Source organism: Mycobacterium sp. GA-0227b, from assembly GCF_001499855.1.
Taxonomy (GTDB): Bacteria; Actinomycetota; Actinomycetes; order Mycobacteriales; family Mycobacteriaceae; genus Mycobacterium.
Window position 1 is genome coordinate 32,005 of sequence record NZ_LQIK01000009.1, and the last position, 13,206, is coordinate 45,210.

A 13,206-nucleotide genomic window follows, 5' to 3' on the forward strand; every position below is an offset into this window, starting at 1 on the left:
TGCGCTGGCTTCGGTGGCGGCCGTCGCGTTGATTGCGGCCGGCACCGGTGTGCAACCAGCGCTTGCCCAGCCGGACACGACCGCCCCGACCGAGACCGCGTACGCCCCCGCAGAAGAGGCGCCTGCCGAAGTCCCGACCTACGAAGCACCGCCGGCGGTTGAGGCACCGCCTGCGGTTGAAGCACCACCGGCGGTTGAAGCGCCACCGGCGGTTGAAGCACCACCCGCTGTTGAAGCCCCGCCGGCGGTTGAAGCACCGACGCCCGTGGCACCGGAGCCGCCGCCGGAACCTCAAGCGCCCCAAGAGCCGACGACGCAAGCCCCAGTCGTCACCGAAGAGACGCAAGCACCGGAGATCGCGACGACGACGGCCGCGCCGAGTCCTACTCCGACGTCGCAGGCAACACCGACGACGCAGGCGACGACCGAGGTCACGACGGCAGCGACGACACCGTCGGCGTCGGCCACCACGTCGCCGTCCGCGGGCCCGGCAACGACGTCGGGAACCCCGACGGTCACGAGTGCACCAGCCGGCCTGGAGCCCGAGACGACGACGGGCACCGCGTCGCCGAGTGAGACGGTGCCCGCGGGGGGATCGCAGCAGTCGAGTCCCGAGGAAACCGCTCCCGTCGGCGGAACGACGGATTCGTCGGGGGTAACGCAGTCGCCAAGTGCAGAACTGGCGGCGGGCGTGACCGAAACCCCTGAGCCGCAGAGGTCGGAAGCATCCCCGCAGGACATCAAGATCGCGCAGTTGGCTGCCCCCGTCCAGGAAATTCCACCGCCTGCGCCGCCCGCGGAGATCGACCGCCTCCGGAACCTGGTCGTCCCCGCGGCAGATCCCGGCGCCAACGCCCCGGCGAGCGGTGCCGCTGAGGCGGGCGGTGCGACCGCGCCGTTGAAAGTGTTGCAATGGCAGCCGGACTGGGTCGAGTACGACCGGTACTTCAGGCCGCTGATCTTCAACCCCTACCCAGAACCGCTGCAGCTGGTCTACGAGGTAGCCGGGGTGCCTCGGATCCTGCTCATCCCGCCGCTGGGGCGCATCGTCACCGAAGTGCGCGATCTCGGGTCGTACAACTTCACCGCACTGCGCCTCAATCCTTTTGGAATTCCGATCGACGTCGCCGTCGGCAACTTCTTCGGCGGTGGCTACTTCCCCGGACCCGGTCTGCCACCTCCACCGCCGCCTCCACCCGTGCGGACGCTCACCGATGTCCCGGTCCAGGTCAAGTACACGGACGCGACATACCGGCCGATCGTGGTCCGAAAGATTGTCGACGTCGGCCCTGACCCGGCCGTCGGCGGTGCGCACAAAGTCCTACTCGACGGCGTCACCCCGGCGTGGGGGGAATGGAAGCAAAACGACAGCGGGGTACCGCAATTCGAGGTGCACCAAACTCAGAGCTTCCCGGGTATGGAAGGCCCCGGGGAGGGACCGTTGCCCGGCGATTACGACTTGCAGCTGGTAAGTGATTCCTCGCCCACGGGCCTCAGTGGCAAGGACATCACGTTGATCGTCGCGGCCGCGCTGGTGGCGGCGCTGGGTCTGGGCGGGATCTTCCTGACGCTGTTCCTGGGTAGACGCCGCCGCATCAGGCACTGAGGGAACCGCCGTCGGTAATGCGACGGAAACGCCGCGCATCCGGTGGCCCACCAGGTTTCCTTGACGCATGCGCGTGTCGACGGCCGTCCGCAAGTGGTCCGCGGGACTGGCGCTGCTCGCCCTCGTCGCCGGCGGCGTCGGCATGGCGGCCGTGATGATCCTCGGAAGTGTCAACGCGCCCGAGCAGGCGCAGCGGGCGACAACGCCGCGCACGACGTTAGCCCCGCCGCCGGCGAAGGTTCCGACACCGGCGGAGTTCACGGTCAACGTGATCGTCACAGACCGGCAGTGCCCACCGGAAGCGTCCGCCTGCACCTACAGGTACACGATCGAGCCGAAATACATTGGATTGCACCTGCTTCCGGAGACACCGTTCACCGTCTTCTACGAAGTCGTCGGCGGCGCGGTACCGCAGAAGGGTGAATTCACCGTCCATAAGGATCAGGCCAAGATCCTCAAAGACGTTGTCCTGGAAGGGCCGCCCAACGCCCAGCTGAAGGCGACCGTCAGGGGCGTCAACGGTGCTGCGGTGCCTCCGCCGCGCCCATGAAACGGCTTTCGGCTAAGACCCGGGTCAGTTGGTCGGCCCGACCCCGCGGGCCTGGGGTAGCGGCAGGTCGTTGTAGGTGGCGATACCGGGTGCCGCGGCCACGACCGCCGGTATCGCGTGGATCGGCGGCATTGCGGTCATGATGTGCCCGAGCACGAAGAAGTCCTCGATCGACTTGGCGTTCTCGATCATGTCCGGCGGCGGCAGGAACCCGACCTGCATGTTGACCGTCGGCCGGCCGTCGACCGTGATCTTCCAGCCGTCACCGTCGAGCTGCCAGTCCGGATCGAGGGTCTGACCCTTTTTCCACCGGACGTTGATGTCGACGACGGTCTTCCCGTTCACCACGCCCTGCCAGCTGGCGTAGACGCCCGCAACATGTCTGGCCGGGATGGTCCACGACGCCATCACGAGATCCTCTGTGGTCTGAGCATATTCGGAGACACATTTGATCTCGTCGAGCTCGACGCCGATCGAGTCGGCGACCAGTCGCACCGCTTCGGCGAACACCGCGGTGCCGTTGGCGGCCATCGGGGCCAGGTTCGGGTCGTCGATCGCGGTGCCGAACCCGGTGGGCCGCTCCGTGTCGGGGGAGTCGTAGAGCGTCGTGTCGGCGGATTCGGAGATGGTGACCTTGTCGACCCGATCGCAGGCCGTCGACGCCACGATGGCGAGCAATTCGGCGAAGCCGGGGCTGACACCGGAACCGAACAGCGTCGCACCGCCCCGCCGGCACGCCTCGTCGAGTTTGTCCCGGCCGGCACCGAGGTTGTGGCCGGTGATGAAGGACGCCGACGCCACGACGTTGACGCCGGCCTCGAGGATGCGGACCAGTTCGTCGACGTCGATCCACATCGGGTTGTAGACCACCGCGTCGGGCTTCAGCGCGAGCAGCGCGTCGACGTCGTCGGTGGCCTGCACGCCGAGCGGTGCGATGCCGGCGAGCTCACCGGCGTCCCGGCCCACCTTGTCCTTCGACCACGCGTAGAGGCCGACGAGTTCGTAGTTCGGGTTCGTGGCGATCGCCTCGACCGAACTCTTGCCGACATTGCCGGTGGTCCACTGAACGACGCGATAAGGGGTGTTTGGCACGCGCACAGCATAGGGAAACGCGACGCGTCGCGAAGGCGTTTTTACCGACCGGTGAAAAATACGTTCGGCACGCTTTAGGGTGACCGTGATGAGCGGCCGCACCAGAGGTCGTCCACCCCGGATCAGCCGAGACCAGATCGTCGCGGCGGCGCGCGGCGTGGCGGGCCGAGACCTGACGATGCAGGCGGTGGCCGACGCGCTCGGGGTCAGCCGCAAGGCGTTGCACTACTACGTCGGTGACCGGGAGGGGCTTCTGACGCTGGTGGTCGCCGACCTGTTCGAACGCGAACTGACCAGCGTTGAGTTGCCGGTCGACGACGATTGGCGTGCGGTGCTGCGCGCGTACAGCGTCGCGTTCCGCGACGGCCTGGTTCAGGTCGGGGTCGCGACCGATTTCACGCGGTTGCGCGGAATCGGCGCCGCGGCCGCCTTGGCGCTCGCTGACCGGGTGCTCGACGCGCTGCTCGCCGCCGGCTTCGCGCCCGACGCCGCGCGGTACGCCTTGACCGCGGCGTCCAACATCGCGCAGTCGGCGGCGCACAGCAGCGTCGCGCAAACCGCGTCGGGGGTGCATCGGCACCGCGCCGACACGTCCGCGGCGCTCGAACACGAACCGCAGGACATCTACCCGGCGCTGCGCACGGTGCTGGCGTCGGCCGAATCGCAACGCCACGACGCCGAGCATCAATTCGACTTCGAACTGGGCCTGTTGATCGCCGGTCTCGACCGACTTCTGGACGCCTAGAGGGGCGTCAGGATGGCCTTGCCGGTGCGCTCCTGCCCGCTGCGGTCGATCCACGTCAGGTCGATCACGTCACCGGAGTAATGACGGTCCAGCACGTATGTCAGCGTGGTCGCCGAATCGAGGGGAGTGCCGTCGAGCACGACCAGCACGTCACCGGCGGCCAGTCCGGCTCGGTCGGCGGGCCCGCCGCGCAGCACCTCGGCGATCTGCACGCCAGGGCCGCGTTGCGCCGAGCGGACGCCGACACCGAGCAACACCGGCGGCCCGATGTGCACCTCGGCGGAGGGGGCGCGGGACCGGATCTGGTTCGCGACGGGCAGGGCGTCATTGATCGGGATCGCGAAGCCCTCTCCGCCCGGGCCGAACTGGTAGTTCACCGATGCCGCGGTGGTGATTCCGACAACCTGTCCGGCGCTATTGACCACGGGTCCACCGGAATCACCCGCGACCACCGGCGCGGCGAACTCGAAAAGCCCGGCGAGTTGGTCCTTGCTGCCGGTCAACGTGTCTTCGGCGTTGACAGTGCGGCCGAAGGCGGTGATCTGTCCGACCTCGCGGGTCAGCGGTCCGTTCGTGCCGTTGGCGTTGCCGATCGCCACGACGGGTTCGCCGGGCACCAGCTGCGCGGAGTCCCCGATCGGTGCGACGGGCAACCCGTTGGCGCCGATCAGTTGCAACACCGCGATGTCGCGCCTGCGGTTGTAGCCGACCAGCTCGGCGGGATAGGACCGGCCTCCGACGCTCGCGGTGATCCGGTCGGCACCCGACACGACGTGGAAGTTGGTCAGCACGTGGCCAGCCGGATCGATCACGAAACCCGCGCCGTTACCGACGGCGCCCTGGTAGTCGATCTCGGTGTCGATGCGCACGACGGCCGGCTCCACCTGCGCCGCCGCGGCGATCGGGTCGGCGGGGGCCGCCGTGGCGGGGAAAACCGGTATGACCATGGCCAGCGCCGCGGCCAATGCGATCAGTAGCGGCGCGAACGGACGACGGACGGGGATTTTGCCCATGAACCCATATTGCCCGATGCGCGGGCGGCTAATCGTCTACGACGACGCCGCCACGTAGCCGCCTGCGGCGACGGCGGGTCGGCTCAGGTCGGCGATTGCGCAGCTTGCCGTCGGTTTGCTCGGCTTCTTCAGTGGCGGTCGAGGCGGGTTCCTGGGCGTCGGAGTCGGGCTCCTCAGCGACGGTCTTGTCCTCGTCGTCCGCGTCGGCGTCGGGCTTCTCAGACGCTGAGGCGTCCTCGTGCTCGGCGTCCTCGGACGCTTCGACCCCGGCTTCTTCGGCCTTGGCCTCTTCCGCCTCTTTCTCCTCACCAGCTTCCTCGGCGTCCTTATCGGCGCGCTTGCCCCGGCCGCGCCGCTTCTTCGGCGCCTTGACCTTGAGAGGTTTCGGCGGCGGTGGCGGCATCTCGGCGACCCAGGCCAGGTAGAACGCGAAGACGCCGAGCAGCGCGATCGCCGCGGCGGCCCCGTATATGCCGAACAACCACCGGCCCGCGTCGTCGAGCGACAGCCAGATCTCGCTGATCGCCGCGCCGAGGATCAGGACGCCCGCCAACACGTGCAACACGATGGACCAGGTCCGCAGCCTCAGCGCCAGCAGCGGTGTGCCGAACTCCGGCCTGCGGGTGCGCAGCAGCGTGAAGACCACCGGCAGCGCCGCGAGCCCGATCAGCGCGCCGACCACAATGCGCATCGCGGTGCCCAATGTGTGGGGGATGTCGCCCGATAACTCATACCAGCGAGGCAGGACGAAGAAGAAGTACAGAACACCGGCCACGACGGTGAACGATGCGTGCCAGATCACCGCGACGGTGCGGCTCATACTCCTCCTAGACATTTGGTTGGACGGGGTGCGACCGGGCGAGGCCTGCAGATCGCACCCCGTGCCGAGTGCGGAGGATGCGGGATTTGAACCCGCGAGGGCTATTAACCCAACCCGCGTTCCAGGCGAGCGCCATAGGCCACTAGGCGAATCCTCCGCGGGCCATGGTAACCGACCCTGCCGATGAGCCCGTCCGGATGCGCGTGGCTCTGGTATTAGACTCGCCGTGGACCCCGCGCGGCGTCCATCCTGTGAACTCCCCCAGGGCCGGAAGGCAGCAAGGGTCAATGGGCTCTGGCGGGTGCGCGGGGTCCCCTTCTTCCACCGTTCGAAAGGCTTCCGGTGTCTTTTCTGTCGCTCGGCCGAGATGACCTCTCCGCACAGCACGAGCAGCAGAAGCGCAACTACGCCGAGCTGCAGGCCAAAGGCCTCAAACTGGACCTCACCCGGGGTAAGCCGGCGCCCGCGCAGCTGGAGCTGTCGAACGGGCTGCTGGACCTGCCCGGCAAGGACGACTTCCGCGACGGTGACGGCACCGACACCCGTAACTACGGCGGTGTGCACGGGCTACCGGAGTTGCGGGCGATCTTCGGCGAGCTGCTGGGCATCCCGGTGCAGAACCTCATCGCCGGCAACAACGCCAGCCTGGAGCTGATGCACGACGTGGTGGTGTTCTCGATGCTGCACGGCACCGCCGACTCGCCCCGGCCCTGGAGCCAGGAACCCACGCTGAAGTTCCTGTGCCCCGCTCCCGGCTATGACCGGCACTTTGCGATCACCGAGAGCCTGGGCATCGAGATGATCACCGTGCCGATGCGCGAGGACGGCCCGGACGTCGACCTGATCGAGGAACTCGTCGCCGCCGATCCGGCCATCAAGGGCATCTGGTGCGTGCCGGTCTACTCCAACCCCACCGGCGTCACCTACTCCTGGGAAGTTGTGCGCCGGCTGGTTCAGATGCGAACGGCCGCAACGGATTTCCGAATCATCTGGGATAACGCGTACGCGGTGCACACGCTGACCCACGACTTCGTCCGGCAGATCGACGTGCTCGGGCTGGCAGAAGCCGCCGGCAACGCGAACCGGCCGCTGGTGTTCGCGTCGACGTCGAAGATCACGTTCGCCGGCGCTGGGGTGAGCTTCCTCGGCGGGTCGCTGGGCAACATCGCGTGGTATCTGCAGCATGCGGGCAAGAAGTCGATCGGCCCCGACAAGGTGAACCAACTGCGGCACCTGCGCTTCTTCGGCGACGCTGACGGGGTGCGCCTGCAGATGCAACGCCACCAGCAACTGCTCGCGCCGAAGTTCGCCGCCGTGCTGGAGATCCTCGAGGACCGCCTCGGCGAATCCAAGATCGCGTCGTGGACCGACCCCAAGGGCGGCTACTTCATCAGCCTCGACGTGCTGCCCGGAACGGCCAAGCGCACCGTGGCGCTGGCGAAGGACGCCGGCATAGCGGTGACCGAGGCCGGTGCGACATTCCCGTACCGGAAAGACCCCGAGGACAAGAACATCCGGATCGCACCGACATTCCCCGCCGAACCGGAGCTACGCGCGGCGATCGACGGTCTGGCCACCTGTGCCCTGCTGTCGGCCACCGAGTCGCTGCTCTCGTAGGCCCGTTTGTGAATCTGACGACGAAATCCGCCCGAAAACGTCGCCAGATTCACAATCGAAACCCCCGCGAATACAACGCGCTCTCGACCCTGGCCACATAGGTGGAGCGCCGATAACGCAGCAGGTCTCTGCTGACCCGGATGATCAGCCAATCCAGCCCGGTCAATACGAACTGCTTGTCGATATCGCGCTGCCGCACTGCGGGATCGGTCCAGTGTTGCGGCCCGTCGTATTCGATACCGACTTTGAAATCCTCATACGCCATGTCGACGCGTGCGACGAACTGCCCGTACTCGTCGAATATCCGGACCTGCGTCTGCGGGGCCGGAAGGCCCGCATCGATCAACGCCAGCCGGGCAAGCGTCTCTTGCGGGGATTCCGCACCGCCGTCCATCAGCGGAAGCACGCTGCGCAGTCGCGGAATGCCGCGGGCCCCCGCGTGTGCAGCGATCACCGCCTCCACGTCGACGTGTTTGAGACCAGTCGCATTGGCCAGAGCGTCGAGACGTTGCACTGCGACGGTCCGAGACTCGAGATGGCGACCGAGGTCGAACGCGGTGCGGGCCGGCGTCGTCACACGCATCTCGCTTATCGTCACGAGTTCGTTCGGCAGCACCCGTTCAGTCCTGACGACGAGTTTCGGTGGCGGCCTCCGATTGTCGTGGACCAGCTCCGCGGCCTCCGACGGATCGATCCACTTGGTACCCAGGACCGCCGCCGCCGACAGGCCCGCAACGACTCCGCGCCGCTTCGACCACAGCCAGGCCGCCTGGGCACGATGCTGTGCCGACACGGTGGCGTCGCGTGGGACGTAGATTCCCGGATACATCGGTGCGTACAGGCGGCGCATCGTGCGCTCGGAGATGCTGCCTGTCGACAACACTTCGGTTCCGACGAACGGCCACGGCAGCTCGGTCATGCCCGTACGGTGCACGCGTGGACCGACGGATCAGGGCTGCGGTCGGCGAGTCATCCACAGAGTTGCGCCGCCCGGCCGAGCCCGTTTGTGAATCTGACGACGCGTATCGCCTCCCAACCGTCGTCAGATGCACAATCCAGCGACGCAGTGGTGGCCCACTGGGCCGTCAGACCGCATCGGTAGCCTGCTGAGCGTGGCGCTCTACCGCAAGTACCGGCCTGCGACGTTCGCCGAAGTCGTCGGACAGGAACATGTCACCGAGCCCCTTTCGACGGCCCTTTCGTCCGGCCGGATCAACCACGCGTACCTGTTCTCCGGTCCGCGGGGGTGCGGCAAGACCTCGTCGGCGCGCATTCTGGCCCGCTCGCTGAACTGTGCGCAGGGTCCGACGGCCACCCCGTGCGGGGTGTGCGACTCGTGTGTGGCACTCGCGCCCAACGGGCCGGGCAGCGTCGACGTCGTCGAACTCGACGCCGCCAGCCACGGCGGCGTGGACGACACCCGCGAGCTGCGCGACCGCGCGTTCTATGCACCGGCGCAGTCGCGGTACCGGATCTTCATCGTCGACGAAGCGCACATGGTCACCACGGCCGGCTTCAACGCGCTGCTCAAGATCGTCGAGGAGCCGCCGGAACACCTGATCTTCGTGTTCGCGACCACCGAACCGGAGAAGGTGCTGCCGACGATCCGCTCGCGCACGCACCATTACCCGTTCCGGTTGCTGGCCCCGCGCACCATGCGGTCGCTGCTGGAGGGCATCTGCGCGCAGGAGGGCGTGACCGTCGACGATGCGGTGTATCCGTTGGTGATCCGCGCCGGTGGCGGATCGCCGCGTGACACGCTGTCGGTGCTCGACCAGCTTCTGGCGGGAGCCGAGGGAAATCACGTCACCTATGCGCGGGCTCTGGCGCTGCTCGGTGCGACGGACGTCGCGCTGATCGACGACGCGATCGACGCGCTTGCCGCCAACGACGCCGCCGCCCTCTTCGGGGTTGTCGAGGCGGTGATCGACGCCGGCCACGACCCGCGCCGGTTCGCAACCGACCTGCTGGAGCGGTTCCGCGACCTGATCGTCCTGCAGTCGGTGCCCGACGCGGGAGCGCGTGGCGTCGTCGACGGGCCGGAGGATGTGCTCGAGCGGATGCGTGAGCAGGCGACGCGCATCGGGACTGCGACGCTGACCCGCTACGCCGAGGTGGTGCACGCCGGGCTCGGCGAGATGCGGGGCGCCACCGCGCCTCGACTGCTTCTCGAAGTGGTGTGCGCGCGGCTGCTGCTGCCGTCGGCCAGCGACACCGAATCGGCGCTGCTGCAACGTGTCGAGCGAATCGAGACCCGGCTGGACATGTCGATCCCGGCCGGAGAGGGCGCCGCGGCGCAGGGCAGCGGGCCGCCGAGGCAGTACGCCCGCAAGAGCAGGGCGGCCGAACCGCCTCAGGCTGCGCCCGAGCCCTCGGCGCCCACCGAACCGGCGTCGGAAGTCAAGGCCCCGGAAGTCAAGGCCCCGGAAGTCAAGGCCCCCGAAGACAAAGCGCCCCAAGAGAAGGCGCCGTCACCTCCACCGGTGCGTCCGCCGTCGGACCCGGTGGTGGAGGCGCCGGCGGCGGCCGGCGAGCCGAACGCGGCCGCCGTGCGCAGCATGTGGTCGACGGTGCGCGACAAGGTCCGCGAACGCAGCCGCACCACCGAGGTGATGCTGTCGGGCGCGATCGTCCGCGCGATCGAGGGCGACACGCTGGTGCTCAGCCACGACTCGGCGCCGCTGGCCAAACGGTTGGCCGAACAGCGCAACGCCGACGTCATCCGCGAAGCGTTGAAGGACGCTCTCGGGGTGAACTGGAAGATCCGCTGCGAGACCGGTTCTGCGGATCCTGCGCCCGCTCAGACCAAGCCGGTTGCCGACGTGGCGGCGCCGCAGCGCGACGAGGACGAGGAAGACATGTTGGCCGAGGCCGGCAGCGACACCTCCGACACCCCGCGCCGGGATCCCGAGGAAGCCGCGCTCGAGCTACTGCAGAACGAACTGGGCGCGCGGCGCATCGACGGCTGACGCCTACGGCGTCCACCAGGGCCGCAGCGGCAGCCCGCCATCGCGCCCGTCGCTGTCCAGCTTGACCGCCAGAACCTGGTGTAGCTGAACCACATTCGTCTCGAACCCGAGGCGCGACCCGGCCATGTACAAGCCCCACACCTTGGCGGTGGCCAGGCCGACCTCGGCGACCGCCTCGTCCCAGTGCTCCACCAGGTTGCGACACCAGTCGCGCAACGTCAGCGCGTAGTGGTTGCGCAGGTTCTCCTCGTGCACTACCTCCAGGCCGACGTCCTGCGCCTCGCTGATGATCCGTCCGGACCCGGTCAGCTCCCCGTCGGGGAAGACGTAGCGGTCGATGAAGCCTCCCGCTGTCGCCCCCGTCCTGTTGTCCGGACGCGTGATGCAGTGGTTGAGCAGCAACGCGCCGGCGCGCATCCTCGACTGCAGGAAAGCGAAGTAGGCCGGATAATTGTGCACGCCGATGTGCTCGGTCAGCCCGATCGACGAGACCGCGTCGAAGCCGTCCTCGCGCACATCGCGGTAGTCACCGTGCCGAACCTCGGCCAGATCGCCGAGGCCGTCCTCGGCGATCGCGTTCTGCGCCCAGGACGCCTGTTCTTTCGACAGCGTGACGCCGATCGCCTTGACCCCGTGGCGCGCGGCGTAGCGCACCATGCCGCCCCAACCGCAGCCCACGTCGAGCAGCCGATCGCCGGGCTTGAGCCGCAGCTTCTCGAACACCAGCCGGTACTTGTTCTCCTGCGCTTCCTCCAGGGTGGCCCCGTGGTGCGGATAGCACGCGCACGTGTAGGTCATCGACGGGCCGAGCACCCACTCGTAGAACGTGTTTGACACGTCGTAGTGGTGGTGGATCGCCTCGGCGTCACGGGTCTTGCTGTGCCGCAGGCCCTCTGCGATTCGACGCCAGCGTGGCAGTGCCTCCTGCGGCGGCGGCGCGATCGGCTTGAGGTGCTCGATACCGATGGAACGCACGATGTTGGCGAGCACCCGCGCCGGCGGTCGTTTGAAATCCATCTTGTCGGCGAGCGCCTTGAGCAGCTCGTAGGGATCACCCGGGTGCACGCCGTGCGGTTCCAGGTCGCCCGACACGTAGGCCCGCGCCAGTCCCAAATCGCCGAAAGCGGTCGCCAGATAGGTCGTACCGCGAGGGGTCAGCAATTCGAGGCCGAGCGGCGAATCTTCGGGCCCGGCCGAACTCCCGTCGTATGCCGTGAATCTCAGCGGTAGGTTCCCCGCGGCGAGGATCTCCAGAATCTCCGCCAGCGTGAGCTTTCTGGCCGGCGCGTGAGAATGTGCGGCGTTTTCTTTGAAGGTCGTCATCGTCTTTGCACCGCCTTCGCATACAGATCGAGGAGCCGGGAATCTGGATCGTAGGCTTTTTTGACGATCTTGTAGGTTTCCCCGCCGTAGAGATCGTCAAACTCGTCGCGGCCGTAGTACGAATCCGAGTACAGCGATTTGTGTCCGTCGAGTTCACTGACCTTGCGTTCGATCAGCTTGTTGGTGTGGCCCTGCTCGGCAGGCCAGTTGGGTCCGATAGGCACCGAGGACCAGAACCCCACGTTGACGTAGGTGTGGCCCGGCCGCAGAGGATAAAGCGGCCAGCCGCCACCTGTTCTCGGGTCGTCGCGAAGACGCAACGGGCACAACCAGATCGGCTCGATCGGAACATCGGCGAGGAACCAGTGCAGGAATTCGGCGACCCGCTCGATCGGCACCTCGACGTCCTGCACGACGCGTTCGCGCGGCGGCCGCCCGTTACGCTTCTCGATCCGGTCGGCGATGTCGAACCGCTGATCGTAGGCGATGAGCTTCCAGTAGAAGCTGCTGCGCCGGTAGCGCCGTGGCCACCACCGCCGGATCCGCGGGTTCTGTGCGCCGAACGCCCGTGAGCACCAGAACCAGTCGGTGTCCCACCGCCAGAGGTAGTCGTGGATCGTCAGCCGGTCGTGTTTTTCGGCGCCGTTGTCGCCCGAATGCTGGATCGAGCGGTAGTAGATCTGCTGGCCGGTGTAATCGCTGACGGGTCCGGGCGTCGCGGTTTGGAAGCCAAGCGTCAGGTACGCCTCGTCGGCGGAGAACACCACACCGTCGAGATAGTCGACCGGGGTGCCCCCAGAGTCTCCGTAACCGCCGGTCTCGACGATGCGGTCCATGGCGGCGACGAGATCCTCGATGGTGTTGAACCGCAGGTGGCGAACGGCGACGAACGGGTGGACCGTCTCCAGCTCGATCTTCAACCGGACCGAATAACCCAACGTGCCATAGGAATTCGGGAAAGCCCGATACAAGTCGACGTGCTGGTCCGGCGACGCGGTGAGCACCTCGCCGGTGCCGGTCAGGATATCCATCTCCAGCACCGACTCATGCGGTAGGCCGTTGCGGAACGATGCGGACTCGATGCCGAGCCCGGTGACGGCGCCACCGAGCGTGATCGTCTTCAGTTGCGGTACCACCAACGGGGACAAGCCGTATGGCAGCGTCGCGGCGACCAGGTCTTCGTAGGTGCACATGCCCGCCACATCGGCGGTGCGGGCCTCGGGGTCGACGGCGATGACACCGGTCAGGCCCGAGACGTCCAACCCCTTGACGGTGGTCTTGGCGCGGGCTCGAAACAGGTTCGACGTGGGCTTGGCGAGTCGCACGGTCGCATCGGGCGGGATCGCACGGTAGCTGGACAGTAGCCGCTGCACGCCCGCGGCATGTGAAGCACGTGCGTCGGTTCGGGCAACAGACACGCATATACGCTAGTCCGCGGTGGCACCTGATGCGACCCAACCAACCCCTTCAA

11 protein-coding genes, 1 tRNA gene and 1 other RNA gene are annotated in these 13,206 nt (G+C 67.5%); 6 read left to right on the forward strand and 7 right to left on the reverse strand.

The window, feature by feature from the left end; all coding sequences use genetic code 11:
• Positions 1 to 265: 265 nt before the first annotated feature.
• On the forward strand, positions 266 to 1,606 hold the full coding sequence (locus AU185_RS09355) for a hypothetical protein (protein WP_286131833.1): 1,341 nt from the start codon (positions 266 to 268) through the stop codon (positions 1,604 to 1,606).
• Positions 1,607 to 1,673: 67 nt separating this feature from the next.
• The gene (locus AU185_RS09360) at positions 1,674 to 2,156 is read left to right on the forward strand and encodes a hypothetical protein (protein WP_059101797.1); all 483 of its coding nucleotides are present in this window, start codon (positions 1,674 to 1,676) and stop codon (positions 2,154 to 2,156) included.
• Between the two features lie 24 nt (positions 2,157 to 2,180).
• Here the strand turns inward: AU185_RS09360 and AU185_RS09365 are convergent, their stop codons facing one another.
• The gene (locus AU185_RS09365; RefSeq protein ID WP_059101867.1) at positions 2,181 to 3,248 is read right to left on the reverse strand and encodes an NAD(P)H-dependent amine dehydrogenase family protein; all 1,068 of its coding nucleotides are present in this window, start codon (positions 3,246 to 3,248) and stop codon (positions 2,181 to 2,183) included.
• Positions 3,249 to 3,336: 88 nt separating this feature from the next.
• Here AU185_RS09365 and AU185_RS09370 point away from each other — a divergent pair, with 88 nt between their 5' ends.
• The gene (locus AU185_RS09370) at positions 3,337 to 3,993 is read left to right on the forward strand and encodes a TetR/AcrR family transcriptional regulator (protein ID WP_059101866.1); all 657 of its coding nucleotides are present in this window, start codon (positions 3,337 to 3,339) and stop codon (positions 3,991 to 3,993) included.
• Here the strand turns inward: AU185_RS09370 and AU185_RS09375 are convergent.
• The 3 genes from AU185_RS09375 to AU185_RS09385 all read right to left on the reverse strand — a co-directional run bounded on the left by AU185_RS09375 (position 3,990) and on the right by AU185_RS09385 (position 5,983).
• Positions 3,990 to 5,006: a S1C family serine protease gene (locus AU185_RS09375; protein WP_059101796.1), complete on the reverse strand. Its 1,017-nt coding sequence runs from the start codon at positions 5,004 to 5,006 to the stop codon at positions 3,990 to 3,992. The two genes, AU185_RS09370 and AU185_RS09375, sit on opposite strands and share 4 nt — an antisense overlap.
• A gap of 28 nt (positions 5,007 to 5,034) precedes the next feature.
• A complete protein-coding gene (gene lucA / locus AU185_RS09380) occupies positions 5,035 to 5,826 on the reverse strand; it encodes a lipid uptake coordinator LucA (protein WP_059101795.1) in 792 nt (263 codons plus the stop codon).
• Positions 5,827 to 5,897: 71 nt separating this feature from the next.
• Positions 5,898 to 5,983, reverse strand: a tRNA-Ser gene (locus AU185_RS09385).
• 68 nt (positions 5,984 to 6,051) lie between these two features.
• Here AU185_RS09385 and ffs point away from each other — a divergent pair.
• Both ffs and AU185_RS09390 read left to right on the forward strand, forming a co-directional pair.
• Positions 6,052 to 6,146, forward strand: an RNA gene (gene ffs / locus AU185_RS24585) — signal recognition particle sRNA small type.
• A gap of 22 nt (positions 6,147 to 6,168) precedes the next feature.
• A complete protein-coding gene (locus tag AU185_RS09390; protein WP_059101794.1) occupies positions 6,169 to 7,443 on the forward strand; it encodes an aspartate aminotransferase type Ic in 1,275 nt (424 codons plus the stop codon).
• A 49-nt stretch (positions 7,444 to 7,492) separates the two neighbouring features.
• Here the strand turns inward: AU185_RS09390 and AU185_RS09395 are convergent, their stop codons facing one another.
• Positions 7,493 to 8,362 (reverse strand): hypothetical protein, encoded by an 870-nt coding sequence (locus AU185_RS09395; RefSeq protein ID WP_059101793.1) that lies wholly within the window; start codon positions 8,360 to 8,362, stop codon positions 7,493 to 7,495.
• Positions 8,363 to 8,555: 193 nt separating this feature from the next.
• Between AU185_RS09395 and AU185_RS09400 the strand changes: the two genes are divergently transcribed.
• A complete protein-coding gene (locus AU185_RS09400; RefSeq protein WP_059101792.1) occupies positions 8,556 to 10,412 on the forward strand; it encodes a DNA polymerase III subunits gamma/tau in 1,857 nt (618 codons plus the stop codon).
• A gap of 3 nt (positions 10,413 to 10,415) precedes the next feature.
• On the opposite strand, the gene AU185_RS09405 is transcribed toward AU185_RS09400, so the two are convergent.
• Both AU185_RS09405 and AU185_RS09410 read right to left on the reverse strand, forming a co-directional pair.
• Entirely contained in the window at positions 10,416 to 11,735 is a 1,320-nt protein-coding gene (locus AU185_RS09405) for a class I SAM-dependent methyltransferase (protein WP_059101791.1), read from the reverse strand.
• Positions 11,732 to 13,153, reverse strand: a complete 1,422-nt coding sequence (locus AU185_RS09410) for an FAD-binding oxidoreductase (RefSeq protein WP_059101790.1) — start codon at positions 13,151 to 13,153, stop codon at positions 11,732 to 11,734. Before AU185_RS09410 ends, AU185_RS09405 begins: the two co-directional genes overlap by 4 nt.
• Between the last annotated feature and the right edge of the window lie 53 nt (positions 13,154 to 13,206).

Bases quoted from the DNA above. Each gene is read 5' to 3' on its own strand.
- AU185_RS09370 (WP_059101866.1), top strand. From the start codon at position 3,337: ATGAGCGGCCGCACCAGAGGTCGTCCACCCCGGATCAGCCGAGACCAG.
- lucA (WP_059101795.1), bottom strand. From the start codon at position 5,826: ATGAGCCGCACCGTCGCGGTGATCTGGCACGCATCGTTCACCGTCGTG.
- AU185_RS09375 (WP_059101796.1), bottom strand. From the start codon at position 5,006: ATGGGCAAAATCCCCGTCCGTCGTCCGTTCGCGCCGCTACTGATCGCA.
- AU185_RS09395 (WP_059101793.1), bottom strand. From the start codon at position 8,362: ATGACCGAGCTGCCGTGGCCGTTCGTCGGAACCGAAGTGTTGTCGACA.
- AU185_RS09360 (WP_059101797.1), top strand. From the start codon at position 1,674: ATGCGCGTGTCGACGGCCGTCCGCAAGTGGTCCGCGGGACTGGCGCTG.
- AU185_RS09405 (WP_059101791.1), bottom strand. From the start codon at position 11,735: ATGACGACCTTCAAAGAAAACGCCGCACATTCTCACGCGCCGGCCAGA.